The following is a 21,255-nucleotide window of genomic DNA, read 5'->3' on the forward strand; positions in this document are numbered from 1 at the left end:
GAGATGGCGGGCAAGATGCGTAAACATCATTTGTTTTGGCCGTTATGTATGCTTGGTTTACTTTTAATCTTTAATTTGCTGTACTCTCCGGATTTCTTCTCCCTCGTCATGCGTGAAGGGAATCTGTATGGCAGCTTGATTGATATTCTCAATTTTGGAGCGCCCTTAATTCTGGTATCGATCGGTATGACACTGGTGATTGCGACCGGAGGTATCGATTTGTCCGTGGGCTCCATTGTAGCGATCTCCGGTGCCGTGGCTTGTATGAGCATCAGCAGAGGAGTGGATCAGAATTCGCTCGGGCTTATGTTGGGCGCACTTGGATTATCTATAGGTCTCTCCCTGATCTTGGGCATATGGAATGGGGCGCTGGTTTCGGTTGCCCGAATCCAACCCATTATTGCAACGCTTATTCTGATGGTAGCTGGACGTGGGATTGCGCAATTGATTACGAGTGGACAGATTATTACTGTATCCAACGCAAACTATGCCTATATCGGGGCAGGTTCGCTTGCAGCATTGCCTTTTTCCATCTTCATCGTATTAACTGTGCTGCTTGTTGCCTCACTGTTGACGAGAAAAACGGCACTGGGACTGTTTATTGAATCGGTCGGAAGTAACGCAAACGCGAGCCGACTGGCAGGTATTCGTTCAAAAACGGTTATTCTCACGGTATATGTCTTCTGTGGTCTGTGTGCCGGCATTGCCGGGCTTATTCTCAGCTCGAATGTATCCAGTGCGGATGGAAACAACGCGGGTCTTTGGTATGAACTTGATGCCATTCTTGCTGTAGTCATCGGGGGTACTTCGCTCAATGGTGGTCGTTTCTATCTAATGGGTACCGTCGTTGGAGCACTCATTATCCAAACCTTAACAACGACGATCTATATGATTGGAGTCCCGCCAGAAGTTACGTTGGTTGTCAAAGCCTTCGTTGTACTGGCCGTTTGTTTAATTCAATCCGATTCATTCCGCAATTCCATGGTGATCCGTTGGAAAAAACGGAAGTTTCCAGCCGAACAGGGGGTTAACCGCCATGTTTCTTAATCGTAAGTATCTCCCGGTTTTTGTCACCTTCGGCTTGCTGGCCGTAATGTTTGCCATAGGCTCTTTCCGGTATACGGGGTTCTTCTCCACTCAGGTAGTGCTTAATCTTCTCATTGATAACGCCTTTCTAATTATCACAGCGATTGGCATGACTTTTGTGATTGTATCGGGAGGAATCGACCTGTCGGTAGGATCTGTCATTGCGCTGACGACCATCATTAGCGCAAGTCTGGTCGAGAAGCAAGGATGGTCGCCTGCGATCGTTATACCAATGGTGCTTGTCATGGGTGCGTTGTTTGGCACAGTCATGGGGGCGATCATCCACTATTTCAAAATCCAGCCTTTCATCGTGACACTGGCAGGCATGTTTTTGGCGCGGGGGCTGTGTTATGTCATCAGTCTAGACACCATTACCATTACGAATCCATTTTACACACAGGTTGCACAGGCGAAAATTTCCCTGCCAGGGGGCAGCTTTGTCTCCATTAATGTGATTATTGCACTGGTTATTGTACTGCTCGCGATCTACCTGGCACATTACACCCGGTTTGGGCGCAACGTTTACGCCATCGGCGGAAGCGAGCAATCCGCGCTGCTCATGGGACTGCCGGTTGCACGTACCAAAATCCTGGTGTACACGTTCAGCGGTTTGTGCTCCGCGCTTGCCGGTGTTGTCTTTACCTTCTATATGTTATCCGGTTATGGATTACACGCCATGGGTCTTGAACTTGATACCATCGCGGCTGTTGTAATAGGAGGCACCTTGTTAACAGGTGGTGTAGGGTATGTGGCAGGAACCTTTATTGGTGTATTGATCCAGGGGGCTATCCAAACTATAATTAGCTTCGAAGGTACGCTCAGCTCATGGTGGACCAAGATTGTAATTGGCCTGATGCTATTTGTTTTTATTTTGTTCCAGCGACTACTTAGCGGGCGGCGAGTATCCTCGAAATCACTGCATTAAGTTGATCGAATTAAAATGATATTGAATACGGATACCGAAACAATGATATAACAATATGCGCTCTGCATTGGTGAATGCTGAGCGTAACATGGAGATGGGGGATACGTGAGTGAGAAGACATGTGAACTGGTTGTGTTTGTTCATTCTACTGCTGCTTGTCGGCTGCACAACCCCTGAGTCTGGATCTGTTGCTCCTCCCATCTCGTCTAACAACTTCGAAACTCTTCCCTCCGTTGAGGAATGGATGGAATCAGCGGTAGCAAGGGATACCTCTACGAAACCGATTGTCTTGGGTTTTTCACAACTGGGCAGAGAGAGTGCCTGGCGTCTGGCAAACTCCACGTCTATTCGGAATGCTGCGGCTGAATCGGGAATATCCCTTGTGATAAAAAATGCAGAACAGTCTCAGACAAAACAGTTCGAGGCTGTTCGGTCGTTCATCAGGCAAAGGGTGGATGTCATTGCCATTGCACCGGTCGTGGAATCGGGCTGGGATGGTATTCTTCAGGAGGCCAGGGATGCAGGTATACCCGTGATTATCGTAGACCGGTCAGTTGATGTCAAAGACACTTCACTTTTTGTGACAACGATTGGATCGGACTTTTATGAGGAAGGTGTGAAGGCTGGGAAGTACGTTCAGGATCGGATGCGAAATCACCCGGGTTTGATACGGATTGCCGAACTGCAAGGCACGAGTGGTTCTACGCCTTCCATCCAGCGTGGCGAGGGATTTAGAAGCATTTTCGAAACCAGAGCAGATATCATCTTCTCACAAAGTGCTCCTGCCGATTTTACGGAGGACAATGGGAAACAAGTCATGAAAGAATTCCTTCAGGTCCCGGAAGACAAACGCCCGCAGGTTCTTTTTGCCCATAATGATGAAATGGCGTTTGGCGCCATACAAGCGATAGAAGAAGTTGGGCTGAAGCCGGGAGAGGACATTATCATTGTCTCAGTGGACGGCTCCCGCAAAGCACTTGAAATTCTGGCGAGTGGGAAAATCAACGCTGTGGTGGAATGTAACCCGCTGCTTGGTCCTCAGCTTATGCAGGCTACAAAAGAAATTATTGCAGGGCGTACACTCCCGAAGCGCATGGTGCCCCCGGAGGACATCTTTACACAGGAGAGTGCTAAACGGGAGATGTACAACAGGCGATTCTAGAATTCGTGAATAAATAGAACATTTTGGATAAAATTCAATTTACTTTAAATAAACTTTTCGTTTATACTGAACTCACCTTGAACTAAAAGCTCTTCTCTATGAGAAAGGACGTAGCGGATTACATACTTTTGAAAGCGCTCTTTTTCAAGGGGTGAAAGTTTGATAAAGAGAGGGAGTGTAGAAGGTATTATGCTGTGAATATAATATGAGGAGGTAATTTTATGTTCAAAGTTAAGCTGGCAAAGGCGGTAATATCTCTCGCACTTTTCGGTACCTTGTTTTCTATTCCGGCGGTGCCCGATGCTCGTGCTGCAGATGCAAGTTGTCCGAATGGTTATGTAGGTCTGACCTTTGATGATGGCCCATCTGGAAATACAACAAACATGCTTAACACGTTGAAGCAGGCTGGCTTACGGGCAACGATGTTCAATGTTGGACAAAATGCACAAAATAATAAATCTCTGGTTACTGCACAGGTGGCAGCTGGTATGTGGATTGGCAATCATTCCTATACACATCCAAACATGACTACATTAAACAGCTCTCAGATGTCGTCAGAGATTACTCGGACACAACAGACGATCCAGTCCATTACCGGAAGTTCACCTAAACTGTTCAGACCTCCTTACGGTGCGACAAATGCGACCTTGAAATCCGTTGTGAGCCAAAACGGTCTGAAGGAAGTACTGTGGAACGTAGATTCCCAGGACTGGAATGGTGCCAGCGCAGCCCAGATTGTGGCAGCTGTGAACACGATGAAAAGTGGTGACGTCATTCTAATGCATGATCAGTACCAGACGACACTTCAGGCCATTCCGCAGATTGCACAAAATCTGAAGAATCGTGGCCTTTGCTCCGGGATGATCTCATCAACTACCGGTCGGGCAGTCGCACCCGATGGTAGCACTACGAATCCCCCGAGTAACGGAACCAAAGTGGAAGCTGAGAACATGACCAAAGGTGGACAATACACCGGCAATATCAGTTCTCCTTTCAATGGTGTGGTCCTTTATGCCAACAATGATTTGGTTAAATACACTCAGAATTTTGCAACGAGCACTCATAATTTCTCGCTTCGTGGAGCTTCAAACAATGCCAACATGGCTAGAGTTGATTTGAAGATTGGCGGACAGACAAAGGGAACCTTTTACTTTGGCGGAAGCGCTCCAGCGGTTTATACCCTGAATAATATCAGTCATGGGACGGGAAATCAGGTCATTGAGTTGGTTGTAACAGCCGATGACGGGACATGGGATATATATATCGATTACTTGGAAATACATTAACAAGCTTAGGTTGATTGAAAAATAATGCACTATAATGAAATCCCGTTGGGTTGACCCAATGGGATTTCATTATGTTTTTTGCCATTTTGTAACACAAAAGTGGAAGGAAAACATTTATAATGGATGAAATTGTATATGAGAAGAATTTGGTTTCTATTGAAAAATTTCATTGAATGGGAGTGAAAGGATCAAATGATCATCATGATTAACGGAGCGTTTGGTTCGGGAAAAACTTCTGCAGCAGAAGCACTTCGGCCCTTAATTGCCAACAGCATGATCTACGATCCTGAAGAAATAGGTTATATGCTCAGAAAACTTCTTCCGGAGAATTGTAGAGAGGAAAGGGAACGTACGGATGATTTTCAAGATATCGATCTTTGGAAAATTCTAACCGTAAAGACGGCAAAAGAAGTAAAGCAGAAATACAACAGACACTTAATTATCCCCATGACCATCTATAAAGAGGAAAACTTTAATTATATCTATAACGGGTTGAAAGAGATCGATCAGGACATTCATCATTTTTGCCTTACGGCTACAGAAGAGACAATTTATCATCGTTTGGCTAAACGCGGAGATGAATATGGAGGCTGGCAGTATCAACAAGCACCAAAGTGTGTTGAAGCTTTCAAGGATGAACAATTTCAAACTCGCATTATTACCGATCATCTGGAGACTAGTGAAGTCATAGAACTCATATTGAAAAAGGTCCTATCCAAATAATTATCATTTTTTAATAGGAGGGTTTTAGGATGATGATTGTACATGTGCTCTTAAGAACAGAATGGGAAGACGCGTTGATCAATGGGGTATACAGAGCAGCATCTTTAGAAAAGGAAGGTTTCATTCATTGCTCACCTGTGGATAAGATTGTAGCTGTGGCTAATTATAATTACCACGGGACAAAGGGCTTAGTATTACTTTGCTTGGATGCATCTAAAATAAAGTCAGAAGTTATATGGGAAGATCTGTATAATGAAGGCAGGGAATATCCTCATATTTACGGTGAATTAAATCTAGACGCGGTATTTCATACATATGATTTTGAGCCTGATACAGAAGGGGGATTTTCGCTACCTCCTGATTTAGAGAACATACGGTGATGTCGGATTTCTTGGATAGACACTGGTATCATTGAAGAAAATGAATTGAAGAGGATGGAACCTAATTGACGACTGTGACTTTTGAAGAGGTAACCGAACAGCACCTCCCTGAAATTAGAGAGATTTATAACTATTATGTAATGAATACAACGATTTCGTTTCATACGGAGGAATTAGATCTTGATCAGATTAAATCCTCTGTCATGAACAAAGATACACGGTATAAAACTTATGTAATGCTTGAAACCAATCAAATGATGGGTTATGTTCTGATCACCCAATATAAGAGTAAACAGGCATATGATATTTGTGGTGAAGTCACCATATATTTAAAGCCCGATATTTTGGGGAAAGGCTTGGGGAAACAAGCACTTTATTTTATAGAGAAGATTGCAAAAGAACAAGGATTCCATACCTTAATTGCGACGATTTGCATGGAGAATACAAGAAGTAAATCATTATTTGAGAGAAATGGTTATGAACAATGTGCTCTGTTTAAAGAGATCGGATATAAATTCGATAGAAAGCTGGATATCGGAAGTTTCCAAAAGATATTGTAAGGAGAATAGAGAATGAGTAGAAACCTATATATTATATCTGGCCCCCCTGGAGTAGGGAAATCTACAACTTCCAAGCTGCTGGTTCAGACTTTAGATAAAAGTGCTTACATTTCTGGAGATGCGGTTAGTCACTTTCCGGTTAAAGGGCGAGGTAAACCCTGGCTTGATAAGGATACACACAACTTAACTTGGAAAAATATATCTAGTCTGGTGAAAAACTTATTGGATTATAAATACGATGTAGTGCTGGACTATGTGGCCTTTCCGGAAGACGTTGATGGATTAATGACAGAATTGGCAGACTATCATGTTCGCATAATCTATGTTGTACTGATGGTTGATCGTCAAACCATTATTCGTAGAGACCGTCTAAGAGCAGAAGAATATCAAATGAAAGAAAGAAGTATAATTCTGCTGGATGACTTTGAAAATCATCTGGATTTGAGAAGTGATAACAAGCTGTATACGAATCATTTTACAGAAGAACAATTACCTGAAATAGTAAGTGAAATTATAAATAATGAGAAATATCGAGTGAAATAACTGTACTGTTATTATGCTTCGAATTGTAAAAATGCACGAGCGTTAAATAACTAATACAAGGTAGAAATAAGCATTAGATTTTATTAAGTAGGTTGCAAAAGAAAAAAATCGTTGGGGGGATTATCGATGTCTCGTATTTATGGAGAAAGGATTGTGTTAAGAGAATACCAGGATTCTGATTTGGATTACATCAAACAATGGGTGAACGATCCGGAAATCACAGGGACATTATCAGATAATTTTTTGTATCCTCATTCGAGTTATGAGACGGAAGTCTTTTTCAAGACAATGGTTGAAGGCAAGTCTTCAAATAAAAGTTTTGTTATCGGGTTAAAGGATTCGCTAGATTATGTAGGTCAGATCGATCTGTACAAAATTGATTACAAAAACCGCTTTGCATGTTTAGCAATTGTAATAGGGAGAAAAGAATTTTTTGGTAAGGGTTATGGGAGTGAAGCAATCCGTGTACTACAAAAGTTTGTCTTCGATGAGCTGAATTTAAACAGATTAGAACTTGAAGTGTACGAGTATAATGAAATTGCTTACAAATGTTATTTAAAATGTGGCTTTAAAGAAGAAGGAAGATACAGAAAGAAGATATATAAAAAGGGGAAATACTGGGATAGTGTTTGCATGAGTATCTTGAAAAATGAATATGAGCAGTCATAGTCTCCGGAGGAATAAATTGGAAAGTGAATCTCAATAGCTTTGTTCAGTTGTATTCCTTATTAATTTCGATTACGTTTTCCAAAAATCAAAAGATAATGTACTAATATATATGAATAAAAAGGGTGAGCAGATGAACAGAGGAATACGTTTTGAAATACCAAATGCCTATGGTCGTTTTCTTGGGGAGATTTTAAAACCAATGGAAGTATCTAATTTTGATTGGTTTATTGGTGAGGAGGAGTCCTATTTCGTTGTTGATGATACGTTAGGGGATGATCTTTTTCCGGATATGATTATGGGTATGAATGGAGAAGAATTACAGAAGATTATTGATAACAACGAGTATTATTTAATATTTGCGAATTTAAAAGCATTTCCAAAAGGCGCACAAATAACAGATGTTATCACCTATGAAGATTATATGTTGAGTGACTGTCAGATGGTTCTTCTTGTGATCGATAGTACCTACGTCACGGTTTATTGTAAAGATTTAGAGAAAGTCGAGGAATTATATAATCATATAAATAGGCAGGGATTTGAATCTCTCGCATATATAACAGATGTGAATGATACGAGGACAAAACTATCGGTCTGGTGATAAAGGAGCTTGGGATTAACTGTTAAGGTTTGATAGAGATCCCATGCTTTCGTTGATATGCGTTAACATAGCGTTGAGTTTAGTGTTAGGGGTTAGTGCTAACGAACCTGACACGTCTTATTCGGGAATTTGAAACGCCCTCCGAAATCTAAGGAATCTGAGACACGTTATATCAGAAAAAATAGCCTTTTGTAGCGTTTTTGTCAGATGATTTTGAGAAATAAGATGTCTCATGTTCCTTACAATTTTAAAAGAGGACTTGAGGGCCGAATAAGATGTCCTGTGTTCCTTAGAAAATCGCCTGGTCATTCGCCAGCATCAGTCACCCTGAACTTCAGCAATTTTCGGACGGTAAGCTGGCACCCATCATCGTTTACTTGCCTGAGTTTGAAGACACACTCTAGTCCGTTTCCCCATGATATTTGAATTTTTATGAATACGATTACATCTTATGAATGAAGAAGGAGTTGAGAGGAAGATGGAGACAGAACGACTTATATTTCGGAAATATACTAAAAATGATTTCGATTTACTTTTTGAGATGACACGTGAGCCAAATATGATGAAATTTATAAGACATGGAGGACCCTGGACGAAGGAAGAAACCATGCAAAGCCTGGAAAAGTTCATCAACTGGAATAAAGACGATAAAGGGCTGTTCCTCGCATTTAATAAAGAGGATAACAAGTTAATTGGAACCTCTGGACTGATTCCTCAAATCATTGAAGGCAATGATGAGCTTGAAGTTGGTTACTGGGTCATAGAGCAATACTGGGGAATGGGTTACGGATATGAACAAGCAAAAGCGTGGAAAGAATATGGCATGGATCACATGAAGCAGAAAAGATTAATATCTTTAATTCAACATGGCAATGTGGGTTCTATGAAAGTCGCGCAAAAGAATGGCATGAAACACGAGAAGGACGTAGACATAATAGGGAAAAATGTAGCAGTGTACTCGATTGAGGTGAATTGAATATGACTCTATTTCCTGAACTAGAAACCAAAAGATTGCTGTTAAGAGAGATTAAACAGAGTGATACTCAAGACATACTTCATATTTTTTCTTCAGATGAAGTTACAAGGTTCTACGATGTAGAAAGTTTCACGAATACAAAACAAGCAGAAGAACTCATACAAAGATGGACTGAACGATTCGAAAATGGTCAGGTCATCCGCTGGGGAATTGCTTTGAAATCGGACAACAGAATTATTGGAACATGCGGGTTTCATGGTTGGATGAAACAACATCATAAAGCTGTGATGGGATATGAGTTAACACCGGAGTTTTGGCGGCAGGGTTACATGACCGAGGTAACTCAGAAAATCGTTGAATATGGATTCAAGAACCTTGAATTAAACAGAATTGAAGCATTTGTCGAGCCAGAGAACGCGGGATCAAGGAAGTTGCTTGAGAAAATTGGGTTCAGTGAAGAAGGCATATTGAAAGAACATTTTATTTGGAAAAATCGATTTGTAGATAATGTCATCTATGCATTTTTGAAGAAAGAATATGTATGAGAATACGAATTATTGGATCTTGCGGTAGTGGGAAATCAACATTAGCCAAGGAATTGTCGGATAAATACGGTATTCCTTCCTATGAATTAGACAATCTCATATGGGACAGAAGCGCCGACGATCTGAGATATCCTGAAAGTGTTAGGGATGAATCCATTCAATCTATTGTCTGTTCAGAGGCTTGGATCATAGAAGGAGTGCAGTGCAAAGATTGGACAATTAAGTCCATCCAGGAAGCGGATTTGATTTTTGTATTAGATCCAAATGTTTTCATTAGAGATTATCGGATTATAAAAAGGTTTGTCTTGTCCAGAATGGGCTTGCAACCGTGGAATTACAAGCAGTCATTCAAGAACTTATGCAAGATGATTGTGAAATGGAACCATCAATATAATATAGAAGAAGTTATATGTACAATTAACCAAAACAGTAAGACTGCAACAATCACGAAGAATAAAAAACAAGTTATTCAGTTGATTGAACATCATTGGGAAGTGGTTGTAAGTGAGAGTGAAAAGAACTTTAGAGGTAATCAAAGATTATCGAAAGAGGAGATACAGTGGTGAATATAAAAATACAACCAGTCACACGAGAAAATTGGGAAGAAGCACTGAAGATCTCTTTGTATGAACACCAAGCGTCATTAGTTCCATCCGTTGTTGAGGGGATCGCTTACGCCTATATAAAACCGTGGGATGAAGCATTTGATCCTTACGTACTTGAGATTGATGGGAAGGTATTTGGTTTCTTTTATCTAAGTTATACGCCAGATAGTACAGATAATTACTGGATTGGTGGTTTTCAAATCGATCAATCCTATCAAGGTAAAGGAATGGGAAAGAGCGCTTTAAGAGTCATTCTAGATTACATTACGAAACAGCATCCGGTATGCAAGGTTATTTCATTAACGGTTGAACGGGATAACGAAATAGCACAGAATTTGTATAAGAGCATGTCCTTCTTTAGTGAGAACAGAACCAATTCAGATGATGAAGTGATCTACAGGTTGGAAATAAAATGATAGACTCAGCATTTCAGAGGGCAATATATCTTTGTTAACCAAAAGCGAGGATTGGTTGCGGTATTCACAACGATTATATCCGATGATAGCTTGTTACCACTTCAATGGTTTGACAATTATATATTGAAAGAATAGTTGTTTATGGGAGAGATAACATGAGCCACTGGTTTGATCTAGATGAATTTGATCCAGAGTTAATCAAATTTGCAGTTATGATCGCGAAATACAATAATAAATTCATCATTATAAAAAATAGGAAAAGAGGAGGTTGGGAGATTCCAGGAGGCAACAAAGAAATAGGGGAAACACTTTTACACACGGCAAGTCGAGAACTCTATGAAGAGACAGGGGCAGTACGCTTCGAATTGTTACCATATGGTGTATATGAATGGAATGGGAGCTTTGGTATGGTTTCTTATGCTGAGGTTAATTTGCTAGAGAGCTTACCGGAGTCTGAAATCGATGAAATAAAGCTTGTGGATGTATTACCTGAAGGGATGAACTTCGGAGATATGTTTTATCGTTTCTCAGACAGATGGGATGGACTTGAGAACCATAAGCTTAAGAAATACACTATCGAAATAAATCATTTGAATGAGTTACCAGTAATTAAAATAAGCTAGTTTTAGATGGAGGAACTCTTTTTGAAGCTAAAGGAGATGAAAAGAACTAGTGAATAAGAATAAGGGACTCATCATGTCACTATTACTTTTATTGCTTTTAATTTTGTTATGGGATTCCTTTCGAACTTCAATTTTTGAAGCAGTTACTGTTCAAAAGATTAGTGAAAATGAAATGACTGTAATTAATTTTAATAATCTTGAAAGAACAATATCCGTTCCAATGGATATGTCAAAACTAATTGAAAAGAACAAGGAATACACTATTTTGTACGATAAAAGGGTCTTTGATAAATACAGACTTCGATCAATAAAGCCATAGGATCTTAGAAATAACATGGGGAAGGAGAGATGGCAACGATCATGATAACGTATAGAACGTTGACACTTGATGATGTGAACCAGCTGCAGGAAATAGATCGCTCGGAACATATTGATCTCATTTATGAAATGAGAGAGAACCGATTGGTTGATCTTGAACAAAATCATGAGTGCTCAAACTGGGATGAGATGCTTTTGAAGGAGATTCAAAATCGATATGTGTACGAATTAGAACAAGGTGGCACGGCATATGGCGCGTTTGCTGACGATCAATTAATCGGATTTGGTGTGCTGGCACATCAATATAGAGGAAAAGAACGAAATCAATTACAAGTTGACTTGATGTATGTCTCACGCGGGTACAGAAGACAAGGTATTGGAAAACGTATTCTAAACGAGTTAGGTGAAGAGGCTAAGAAACGTGGTGCACAGTATCTGTATATCTCCTCCACAGAGACGAAATCAGCGGTATCCTTTTATAAAAGTCAGGGCAGTCAGATTGCAAGCGAGATTGATCAAGAACTTTATGACAAAGAGCCGAAAGATATACATATGATAAAGGAGCTGGGCACATGACAACGGTTGGGATACTCGGCCCATTCATATGTATCGTTGGAGCCGATCATAATTACATCTTCCAAGAAGAGCTGATGATAGAACCCGTTGAATTGTTGTATCCGTTACGATAAAGGAACCGTTGGTAGAATTAAAAATGAAACTTATTATTTAAGGAGCATTACATGCGCAAAAAAATACGTAAAACACTCAAATACAGCATACTTAGTATTATTTTAATAATTATAGTAGCTCTGATATTTCCCACATGGACACCCAAAATTAAAGGTGAAAACAGCATCAGCATGTTAGAGCAGGTCGAAATTAACGGTACAGGACATGAAGTCATGATCAGGGGTGTTGATCGGACTAACCCTATCCTGATTTTTGTGCATGGCGGGCCGGGATGTTCGGAGATTCCGTACGTAAGGAAGTATCAGAAAGAGCTTGAGCAACACTTCACGGTGGTGCATTACGATCAACGTGGGAGTGGCAAGTCCTATCACTTTTTTGAGGATTACTCGAATCTGACAACAGATTTATTAGTAGATGATTTGTTAGCGTTAAGGAATTATGTATCTAAGGAGTTAGGTCAAGAGAAGGTTATATTAATTGGTCATTCATTTGGTACATACATCGGGATGAAAGCTGCGGCTAAAGCACCCACTCAGTTTCACGCTTATATAGGCATTGGACAGATGGCTAATACACTTCAGAGCGAACTGGAAAGTTTGGAGTACACGTACGAGCAAGCGAAACAAGCCGGTAATGCAGAGGACGTTAAAAAACTGGAGCTAATTCGCAGCTCGATCGAGCAAGGAAAGGAACTTACGCCTAGAATTTTGTTGCAAAAATACGGTGGTGCAGCCAGACTCATCAACGAGAATAGAGATTATATTTCAGGATTCCTTTTTAATCCCGAATATAATGGGCTGGATATGATTCGCTTTTATACAGGGATGTTCAGTTCACAAGACATCTTACTGAAGGAAGCATTTGATCAAAATTTACCTGATATTGTTGATCATCTGGAGATTCCTACCTATTTTGTAACGGGTAAATATGATTATATGACCACTGCGAATGCAGCACGTGATTATTTTGACGTATTGGATGCACCGATCAAAGACTTCATTGTATTCAACGAGTCGGCGCATTACCCACAGTTTGAAGAGAAAGAAAAATTCGTAAAGTGGTTAAATGAGCTATTTTAATATGGATTGAGAGGAGTAAGATCATATTGTTAAGTGAATTCATTGAGCTTGAAGAAGAGAGTGATGATAGTTACCGGTGTTACACTCTGCAAAATACAGTACAAATATTTAAACATCGCATACAGGATGAGGATTTAAATGACGTCCGAATATATGTGTCCACTAATACACCGTTAGATTCAATTGTTCATAAAATAGAAGACTACATTAAGTGGTTTTCAACTTGTGAGACTGTCTTTCGAGAATATTATGAGAATGAACTTCATGAAAAGGTACATCAGAATTGGTTTAATGAGATTGAAGTCTATCGTGTGGATATCGCATTTAAAAGTATAACCGACTACGGCGCAACAATATCTTGCGGGGATAATATCCTGCACGATCACATCATGATGATTGATTTTGATAGAGAACAAATTCAAGCAATACACTTAAACGGATAGTTGGATTATTTTGTAGTAAATCGTCAAAAAAGAGCAATAAAGATATCGCTTTATTTTCCATATATGTGTTATTATGTTGGTGCGAGACGGAATTTTCATTTGTTTGATCGACAGGAAAGGAGGCGCGAATTCTCGAATCATTCAATCTGTATCAATAGATTAACTGCACTGCTTGTTAAAAATAATAGAATAAGCGGAGGTATGGTTATGTTCAAAAAATGGAAAAAATTCAGCATCAGCAGCTTGGCACTGGTATTAGTGGCTGCGGTAGCCTTTACTGGATGGAGCCCCAAAGCATCAGCAGCAGACGCTTCGCAAGTGGTGGCTGAGATGGGTGCAGGATGGAATCTCGGCAATCAGCTGGAAGCAGCGGTGAACGGTACACCGAGTGAGACAGCTTGGGGCAATCCTACGGTGACTCCGGCGCTGATCCAAAAAGTGAAAGTAGCGGGCTTCAAGTCTATTCGTATTCCTATCTCCTATTTGAATAACATTGGAAGCGCTCCCAATTATACGATTAATGCGGCATGGCTGAATCGAATTCAGCAAGTTGTGGACTATGCGTACAATGAAGGTATGTATGTGATCATCAATATTCATGGCGATGGGTACAATTCCGTTCAAGGTGGATGGCTGCTCGTAAATGGTGGCAATCAGACTGCCATTAAGGAAAAATATAAGAAGGTGTGGCAGCAGATTGCGACCAAGTTTAGCAACTACAATGATCGTCTTATTTTCGAATCCATGAACGAAGTGTTCGATGGCAACTATGGCAATCCGAACTCGGCTTATTACGCCAACCTGAATGCCTACAATCAGATCTTTGTGGATACGGTTCGTCAAACTGGAGGCAACAACAATGCCAGATGGTTGCTGATTCCAGGTTGGAATACCAATATTGACTACACTGTTGGTAATTATGGCTTTGCTCTTCCGACAGATAATTACAGATCCTCAGCAATTCCTAGTTCGCAAAAGAGAATCATGATCTCGGCACACTATTACTCTCCTTGGGATTTTGCAGGTGAGGAAAACGGTAATATCACACAGTGGGGTGCAACTTCTACGAACCCTGCCAAGAAGTCTACTTGGGGCCAAGAGGATTATCTTGAATCGCAGTTTAAGTCCATGTACGACAAATTTGTAACTCAGGGCTATCCTGTAGTGATTGGTGAGTTCGGTTCCATTGATAAAACGTCCTACGATTCCAGCAACAATGTCTATCGTGCTGCATACGCCAAAGCAGTTACCGCAAAAGCTAAAAAATACAAAATGGTTCCTGTTTATTGGGATAACGGGCATAACGGTCAACATGGATTTGCATTGTTTAACCGTTTGAACAATACCGTGACTCAGCAAAATATCATTAATGCAATCATGCAAGGTATGCAATAGTTTATTGTCTATCTGTATACGCGCAAACGGCGTGTTCCTTCAAAAGGGACATGCCGTTTTTTGTGCTACCCGGAGATAAAGTTGAACAACATTTACCAATGCATTTTACATAAGCCACATACAGAATTCATTAAATCCCACAATAGCTTTTATATACTTAATTTGCTTGATATAGCGAACTAAAAGGACTAGGTGGTAGACAGAATGTTAAAAAAACGTGATTTGCAGGAATGCCATTCACTGTACAGCTTAATGATGGACCCCGCAGTTTCTCCTTACGTTCGTTATGCATGCCAATCGTATGAGGAATATCTATTCCTGACCAAACAATTGATGGCTGAAGAAGAACAAGAAACGGTGATTTCCCGAACGATTTTGAATGAAACAGGGCAGCCTATTGGAACTATTGATCTATATCATATCGAGCATCAAACCGGTTTTTTAGCCACATGGATTGGTTCACCGTTTTTTGGAAATGGGTATAGCCAAAGAGCCAAATCAGCCTTCTTTGTTGAATTATTTCTGGAACATGGGATTGAAACGGTATTTATGAAGATACGCAAGCAGAATATAAGATCCAGAAAAGCAGTACAAAAGCTGCCTTATGTGAAGTTAGCCAATGGTGTGTATCCAGATGTATATCAACGGATTAATATGAATGAACAGATGTATGATCTGTATTGTGTTGAACGGTCAGCCTTTTTCGAAAATAGTATGGATCTGCACCAAGTGGTAGCTACGTAACTTATTCAGAGAGCATCAACAGCGGCGTCAGTGATGACGCCGCTATTTGATATGATGATATAGGAACAGACCGTGAATATAACATGCAGGAATATAGACTAGAGAATCGAAAGACATTAAGTAGATAACCTCATAAAAAGTGGACGGTTAATCAAGGAGGCATGAAATGAATAATATTAACAAGATTTTGGGTGTAGTCCTCATGCTTGGCAGTGTGTTTATCTCAACGATGGAGAGAAATTCAATCCGAGTCTCTGTCGCTATAGTAGAAGCAGGATACGCGTCAGGAGGGACGAACGTATCCCAGTTCGCTCAGATGAACGAGCATTCAACAGGTTTACTCGTATACTTCATGTTTTTTGTTGGATTCATACTATTGGTCGCGGGATTCCCGGGGAGTTATAAGAAAAATCGTAATCATGGGCATAGCAAGGAAGTTTAGCTTGAGGAGGGATGAAAGTGGCCCAACAGGAGGAAGTGTTATCGGGAGGTAATGTGAACCAGGTCGTCAGAATAGGTGAGACGGTTCGCCGGCATGCCAAACCAAATCCATATGTGGTTGAACTGCTTTTACATCTCGAAAAAGTTGGTTATGATCATGCCCCTCGATTTCTGGGAATAGATGAACAGGGGCGAGAAATACTTTCTTACCTCGAAGGCATCGTTCCAGGCAATGACTACCCTGATCTAGAAGAGTACATGTGGTCAGACGAATCTTTGATTGAAGTCGCAAAACTGTTGAGAAGTTACCATGATGCGACCGTTGGATTTACAACAACGTCAGTATCAACGAACACATATCCAGGCATAACAGAAGATGAAGTTGTATGTCATAACGATTTTGCGCCGTATAATGTGGTGTACAAGGATGGCCGTCCTCAAGGCATCATTGATTTTGATATGGCGGGTCCGGGTCCGCGAATGTGGGATATCGCCTATGTCTTGTATACATCCGTTCCACTCGCAGATTTCTCACCAGAGATGGACGGAAAGAGTGTAATGCCATACGCCAGCCAGGCGCACGGAACTGTTCGAAAAGAACGGATTGCCTTATTCATGGCAACGTACGGGCTGAGTGTTCCAGCAGATTTGAAGGATTGGGTCATATCCCGTATCCGTTTCATGTGTAAAACACTGACTGATCGTGCGGCTGATGGAGATGTCGCTTTTATGAAGATGGTCGAAGAGGGGCACCTGGCCCACTATGAGAAAGAAGTCATTTTTCTTGAAAACCATTGGGATGAATGGGTTTGAAAGGTAATGCTAATGGACCGCGTGATAGCCTACGGGCTGGACAGCGGTTTTTTTGTTTCCATCTTCGAATCCCTATGAATTCCATTCTAAACATTTTCAACAATTGTGATCAACAATACAGCAATATAGTTCAGATTAGATCGAAATAACTGTGATACAATTCATTGTAAAGCGCTATCATTGTAAATTATTAAACTATATTGCTTTTTATATTCTGGGAAGGGAGATCTTACTGATGCTAACCATACACATCCCGACGAATATTGCTTTGCAGGAAAATGAAGTTTATGTGCGATCAGAAGCAGATAATTTTCAGGATGAATGGCCTGTTCATACGCATAATGGGTATGAGATACATTATTTTATTCAAGGAGATGCAACCTTTTTAATCGGTGACCGAATATATAAGCCGCTACCTGGAGATATGTTTATATTCAGAGGCGGTGTGCCCCACCGAATCAATCCTTCAAGAGAAATCGTGTACAAGCGAAGTTTTGTCAATTTCACGGAATTATTGCTTTTGGACATGCTTGCTGTAAGTCAGTTGGAGAATCTGATGTCCATATTCCGTCATCCCAATGGGTTATTGGTGCATTGGCCTCCGGAGGAGCGTGAGCATATCACAGCTATATTTAAAGGAATCAAGGAGGAGATGGGGGCAGGGAATACAGGGTACAAAACAATGGTCAAATTAAGTCTTACCCAATTGCTACTGCGGATTTACCGGAAAACAACCAGTGAGCAATCCGCCAATCCTATCTTATGTTCTTCCCAGAAGCAAACAAGCGTAAGCCGGGTTCTTCATTATTTAAACCAGAACTACACGGAGAATGTTTCATTGGATGAACTGTCCAAAACACTCCATTTGAATAAATACTACATTTGTCATTCTTTCAAAGAGACGACGGGATATACCATAAGCAACTATGTTATACGGAAAAGAGTTGCAGAGGCCAAAAAATTGTTGCTGTCTACGGATGCACCGATTTTGTCCATATCTGAGACGCTAGGTTTTAACACACCTGTATATTTTAGCAGGGCCTTTAAACAATATGTGGGTGTATCACCACAGTTATTCCGTAAAAGTGAATTGCTCAACGAAGCCAAAATTCATTAGAACCTTCCAAGGAGATGTTGATATGACAAGAAGAACAACGTTTAAGCTCATCACTAGCATGGTATTGGTCATGTTACTCATCGTATTGACTGCTTGCGGAAATTCAGGTACCAATGCTAATCCAAAACAAACAACCCTGGATTTCCTGTGGTTCTCTGACGGAAAAGAAGGAGAAGTCATCAAGGAAATCATTAAAGATTATGAGCAGACCAATACCAAGGTTAAAATCAACCTGATTGAAGTTGGCTTCAAGGATATCCAAACCAAATTAAAAACAATGTTATCCGGTGGAAAGCCACCTGCCCTGAGCCGGGTCACGGATACCGGATCATTTGCTAATCAGGCGGTTGATCTGACACCTTACGTGGACAATGCGGACCAATTCGAGGATCAATTTATTGACTCACTTAAACCTTATTATGTTATTAATGACAAGCTGGTAGCGGCGCCTATGGATGTTACAGCGAATGGGCTTATTTATAACAAAACCTTATTTGATAAAGCGGGCGTCAAAGTACCAACCTCTCCTGACCAGGTATGGACGTGGGATGAATACACAGCTGCGTTAAAAGAGGTTATGGACAAAGGTGGAGCACGTTATGGCATGGTATGGGATGTCACACCGCATAGATGGTCCACTCTTTTGTATCAAAATGGCGGAAGCATCTTAACAAATGATGGCACTGCGGCAGCGATTAACAATGAAGCCGGAATCCGTAGCATGGAGCAGTTCAAGCAGCTTCATCAAGAAGGGATCATGCCCGAATCCGTATGGCTCGGAGGGGAAAATCCGAACAACCTGTTCCGTTCCGGGACGGTGGCTACCCACTGGGCTGGCAACTGGATGATCAGCAATTACAAGGATATCACTGATTTTGAATGGGGAGTCACCTATATGCCAAAAGGAACACAACGTTCTTCAGTACCAGGCGGGAAGTTTCTGATGGCATTCAAAGGCAGCGGATATGAGCAGGAGTCAGCAGAATTTATTGAATACTTAACGTCAAAAGAAGTGAATTCAAAATATAACCAGGAATCATTGTTTATGAGTCCGCGGAAGGACAGCTCTGTATTAAATTATGAATTCGGCAAGGAGATGTTTGAAATTTTCGCGGATGAACTGAAGAACAGTTCGCCTCTTGCAGCTAATGACTGGTCCAGACAGACCATTATATCCAAAATTTCAACGGACCTGAAAAATAATATTGTTGAGGTTTTATCCGATAAGGCAACTCCGCAGGAGGCATTGGATCGAACAGCCAAACTGATTAACGAGGCTATTGGCAGTCAATAAACGTAAAGCGCTTTGGTTAATTCGTATACGGGGGCTTACCGATTCCTGTGAAGCCTCCCTTTCGAATAACGCATAAGGAAGGGGCAAGCAGATGAGTGAAGGACAACGATTAAACAGGAATACGCTGGCAAAACAGAACAGGAAGCTCGTTATTGCTCCTTATCTGTTTATACTTCCCAACCTCCTGATCTTTGGAACTTTTATCGTATTTCCCTCTTTATTGGGCCTCTATTATTCCTTCCATGTCTATGATGGATTGAACCCGATGAAGTTCAACGGGCTGGATAATTATATCAAAATTATAGGGGATCGGGAATTTTGGTCGACCATCGGACGAACGGGGATTTATGCAGCAATTGTTGTCCCGCTAATATATGCAGCAGCGTTAGGTATTGCTTTGCTGCTTGCGCGCGAGATTAGAATGCGCGGGTTCTTCAGGGCCGTATTTTACTGGCCGACCATGATTTCTTACATTATCGTAGGATTGACCTGGAAGTGGATTTTCGGAGATTCATTTGGCATTTTGAATCATCTGTTAACCGTGGTTGGTGTGGAACCTGTTGGTTTTTTAACTTCTTCCTTTTGGGCAAATACGGCTGTAATCATCGCGACGGTATGGTCACGTGCAGGTTTTTTCATGGTCATTTTTATCGCGGGATTGCAGGCTATACCTACGGATTATTATGAGGCTGCCCGCTTGGACGGGGCAACGGGAATGAAGGTGTTTCGCTATATCACGCTTCCGTTGTTGAAGCCCACAAGCTTGCTTGTTGTTATGCTGACTCTGATTGACGCGTTCAAAGCATTCCCACTTATGTTTGCGCTTACAGGTGGTGGTCCGGGCAAAGATACTACCTATATTGTTCAATATATTTATGAGATTGGCTTTAACAGACAGGAGCTCGGTCTGGCCAGTGCCATGTCGGTGATACTGTTTATCCTTATTGGTGGATTCTCGGCTCTGCAATTCCGTCTATCGAAAGGAGGGGCTACGTAATGGTCATGAAGCCTATGGTCAAAATCTTCATCTACAGTCTGTTAAGTGTTGCCGCAGTGGTGTGGCTCCTGCCTGTCCTGTGGGTCGTGATTTCTTCTCTGAAAACGAATAGCGATCTGTACAGCTTCCCTCCCAAGCTATGGCCGCAGCCAATCACCTTCGAGCATTTCAAGGAGGCATTCAGTAAAGGCAATTTTGGCTTGTATTTTATGAATAGTACGATCGTAACTGTAAGCTCAACGCTGCTACTGTTATTGATTAACTCCATGGCAGGTTTTGCACTCGCGAAATATCGCTTCCGCGGAAGCGCGATCATATTAATCGCTTTTGTCTCAACACTCATGATTCCGATTGAGGTAATTATGATCCCCATATTCAAGGTGCTGAGCGCACTGGGGCTGTATAATAGCCTACTCGCGATTATTATCCCGCCAGCAGCAACCCCGACAGGTGTGTTCCTTATGCGGCAGTATTTGTTGTCCGTACCGGACGAGCTGTTGGAAGCTGCCCGGATGGATGGAGCGGGCGAGTGGAAAATTTACTGGAGCATTATTCTTCCGATAGCGAAGCCGATTCTTGCGGTGCTCGCAATCTTCTCCTTCATGTGGAGATGGGATGATTTTGTATGGCCGTTAATTGCGATTAGTGATCCATCGAAATATACGATTCAGCTTGCACTCTCTAATTTTATTGGTGAATACAACGTGGATTGGGGAAGTTTGCTTGCGATGTCCGTCATCACGATGCTTCCGGTACTCATTGTTTTTATGGTTTTCCAGCGGTATTTTGTCAGCGGTATGATTACTTCAGGAATGAAAGGATGAGTT

Annotated in this window: 26 protein-coding genes; all 26 read left to right on the forward strand. The window is 41.2% G+C overall.

Annotated elements, in window-relative coordinates:
* Positions 1-3: 3 nt before the first annotated feature.
* The 26 genes from MKY44_RS10660 (at position 4) to MKY44_RS10785 (ending at position 21,252) form a co-directional block, all read left to right on the forward strand.
* Entirely contained in the window at positions 4-1,047 is a 1,044-nt protein-coding gene (locus MKY44_RS10660) for an ABC transporter permease (RefSeq protein WP_315936202.1), read from the forward strand.
* Entirely contained in the window at positions 1,037-2,011 is a 975-nt protein-coding gene (gene yjfF / locus MKY44_RS10665) for a galactofuranose ABC transporter, permease protein YjfF (RefSeq protein WP_341007004.1), read from the forward strand. Before MKY44_RS10660 ends, yjfF begins: the two co-directional genes overlap by 11 nt.
* Positions 2,012-2,120: 109 nt before the next feature.
* Positions 2,121-3,173: an ABC transporter substrate-binding protein gene (locus tag MKY44_RS10670; RefSeq protein WP_341007005.1), complete on the forward strand. Its 1,053-nt coding sequence runs from the start codon at positions 2,121-2,123 to the stop codon at positions 3,171-3,173.
* Between the two features lie 221 nt (positions 3,174-3,394).
* Positions 3,395-4,459 carry a polysaccharide deacetylase family protein gene (locus MKY44_RS10675; protein ID WP_341007006.1) on the forward strand — a complete coding sequence of 355 codons (1,065 nt, stop codon included), beginning with the start codon at positions 3,395-3,397 and terminating at the stop codon, positions 4,457-4,459.
* A gap of 192 nt (positions 4,460-4,651) precedes the next feature.
* On the forward strand, positions 4,652-5,182 hold the full coding sequence (locus MKY44_RS10680; RefSeq protein WP_341007007.1) for an AAA family ATPase: 531 nt from the start codon (positions 4,652-4,654) through the stop codon (positions 5,180-5,182).
* A 29-nt stretch (positions 5,183-5,211) separates the two neighbouring features.
* Complete coding sequence (locus MKY44_RS10685) at positions 5,212-5,562, forward strand: DUF952 domain-containing protein (RefSeq protein ID WP_341007008.1); 351 nt, start codon at positions 5,212-5,214, stop codon at positions 5,560-5,562.
* Between the two features lie 74 nt (positions 5,563-5,636).
* A complete protein-coding gene (locus MKY44_RS10690) occupies positions 5,637-6,122 on the forward strand; it encodes a GNAT family N-acetyltransferase (RefSeq protein ID WP_341009824.1) in 486 nt (161 codons plus the stop codon).
* A 12-nt stretch (positions 6,123-6,134) separates the two neighbouring features.
* The gene (locus MKY44_RS10695) at positions 6,135-6,665 is read left to right on the forward strand and encodes an AAA family ATPase (protein WP_341007009.1); all 531 of its coding nucleotides are present in this window, start codon (positions 6,135-6,137) and stop codon (positions 6,663-6,665) included.
* A gap of 126 nt (positions 6,666-6,791) precedes the next feature.
* Positions 6,792-7,334 (forward strand): GNAT family N-acetyltransferase, encoded by a 543-nt coding sequence (locus MKY44_RS10700; protein ID WP_341007010.1) that lies wholly within the window; start codon positions 6,792-6,794, stop codon positions 7,332-7,334.
* A 130-nt stretch (positions 7,335-7,464) separates the two neighbouring features.
* Positions 7,465-7,932, forward strand: a complete 468-nt coding sequence (locus tag MKY44_RS10705) for a DUF2691 family protein (RefSeq protein ID WP_341007012.1) — start codon at positions 7,465-7,467, stop codon at positions 7,930-7,932.
* Between the two features lie 478 nt (positions 7,933-8,410).
* The gene (locus MKY44_RS10710; RefSeq protein ID WP_341007013.1) at positions 8,411-8,908 is read left to right on the forward strand and encodes a GNAT family N-acetyltransferase; all 498 of its coding nucleotides are present in this window, start codon (positions 8,411-8,413) and stop codon (positions 8,906-8,908) included.
* A gap of 2 nt (positions 8,909-8,910) precedes the next feature.
* A complete protein-coding gene (locus MKY44_RS10715) occupies positions 8,911-9,453 on the forward strand; it encodes a GNAT family N-acetyltransferase (RefSeq protein WP_341007014.1) in 543 nt (180 codons plus the stop codon).
* Positions 9,450-10,019 carry a hypothetical protein gene (locus MKY44_RS10720; protein WP_341007015.1) on the forward strand — a complete coding sequence of 190 codons (570 nt, stop codon included), beginning with the start codon at positions 9,450-9,452 and terminating at the stop codon, positions 10,017-10,019. The genes MKY44_RS10715 and MKY44_RS10720 overlap by 4 nt, the downstream gene beginning before the upstream one ends.
* Complete coding sequence (locus MKY44_RS10725) at positions 10,016-10,474, forward strand: GNAT family N-acetyltransferase (RefSeq protein WP_341007016.1); 459 nt, start codon at positions 10,016-10,018, stop codon at positions 10,472-10,474. The genes MKY44_RS10720 and MKY44_RS10725 overlap by 4 nt, the downstream gene beginning before the upstream one ends.
* Before the next feature lie 155 nt (positions 10,475-10,629).
* Positions 10,630-11,097 (forward strand): NUDIX domain-containing protein, encoded by a 468-nt coding sequence (locus tag MKY44_RS10730; protein ID WP_341007017.1) that lies wholly within the window; start codon positions 10,630-10,632, stop codon positions 11,095-11,097.
* Positions 11,098-11,445: 348 nt separating this feature from the next.
* Positions 11,446-11,991, forward strand: a complete 546-nt coding sequence (locus MKY44_RS10735) for a GNAT family N-acetyltransferase (RefSeq protein WP_341007018.1) — start codon at positions 11,446-11,448, stop codon at positions 11,989-11,991.
* A 164-nt stretch (positions 11,992-12,155) separates the two neighbouring features.
* Positions 12,156-13,184: an alpha/beta fold hydrolase gene (locus tag MKY44_RS10740; protein ID WP_341007020.1), complete on the forward strand. Its 1,029-nt coding sequence runs from the start codon at positions 12,156-12,158 to the stop codon at positions 13,182-13,184.
* Between the two features lie 26 nt (positions 13,185-13,210).
* The gene (locus MKY44_RS10745) at positions 13,211-13,627 is read left to right on the forward strand and encodes a hypothetical protein (RefSeq protein WP_341007021.1); all 417 of its coding nucleotides are present in this window, start codon (positions 13,211-13,213) and stop codon (positions 13,625-13,627) included.
* A gap of 207 nt (positions 13,628-13,834) precedes the next feature.
* Positions 13,835-15,022: a glycoside hydrolase family 5 protein gene (locus tag MKY44_RS10750; RefSeq protein WP_341007022.1), complete on the forward strand. Its 1,188-nt coding sequence runs from the start codon at positions 13,835-13,837 to the stop codon at positions 15,020-15,022.
* Between the two features lie 204 nt (positions 15,023-15,226).
* Complete coding sequence (locus MKY44_RS10755) at positions 15,227-15,766, forward strand: GNAT family N-acetyltransferase (protein ID WP_341007024.1); 540 nt, start codon at positions 15,227-15,229, stop codon at positions 15,764-15,766.
* Positions 15,767-15,932: 166 nt separating this feature from the next.
* Entirely contained in the window at positions 15,933-16,208 is a 276-nt protein-coding gene (locus MKY44_RS10760) for a hypothetical protein (protein WP_341007025.1), read from the forward strand.
* Between the two features lie 11 nt (positions 16,209-16,219).
* Complete coding sequence (locus MKY44_RS10765) at positions 16,220-17,020, forward strand: phosphotransferase (protein WP_341007026.1); 801 nt, start codon at positions 16,220-16,222, stop codon at positions 17,018-17,020.
* A 235-nt stretch (positions 17,021-17,255) separates the two neighbouring features.
* Entirely contained in the window at positions 17,256-18,137 is an 882-nt protein-coding gene (locus MKY44_RS10770) for an AraC family transcriptional regulator (protein WP_341007027.1), read from the forward strand.
* Between the two features lie 22 nt (positions 18,138-18,159).
* Positions 18,160-19,431: an ABC transporter substrate-binding protein gene (locus tag MKY44_RS10775; RefSeq protein WP_341007028.1), complete on the forward strand. Its 1,272-nt coding sequence runs from the start codon at positions 18,160-18,162 to the stop codon at positions 19,429-19,431.
* Between the two features lie 91 nt (positions 19,432-19,522).
* A complete protein-coding gene (locus MKY44_RS10780) occupies positions 19,523-20,428 on the forward strand; it encodes a carbohydrate ABC transporter permease (RefSeq protein WP_339300849.1) in 906 nt (301 codons plus the stop codon).
* Positions 20,429-20,433: 5 nt separating this feature from the next.
* Positions 20,434-21,252 carry a carbohydrate ABC transporter permease gene (locus tag MKY44_RS10785; protein ID WP_445670683.1) on the forward strand — a complete coding sequence of 273 codons (819 nt, stop codon included), beginning with the start codon at positions 20,434-20,436 and terminating at the stop codon, positions 21,250-21,252.
* Positions 21,253-21,255: the final 3 nt, after the last annotated feature.

The organism is Paenibacillus sp. FSL R7-0026, from assembly GCF_038004485.1.
In the GTDB taxonomy this organism is placed as follows: domain Bacteria; phylum Bacillota; class Bacilli; order Paenibacillales; family Paenibacillaceae; genus Paenibacillus; species Paenibacillus xylanexedens_A.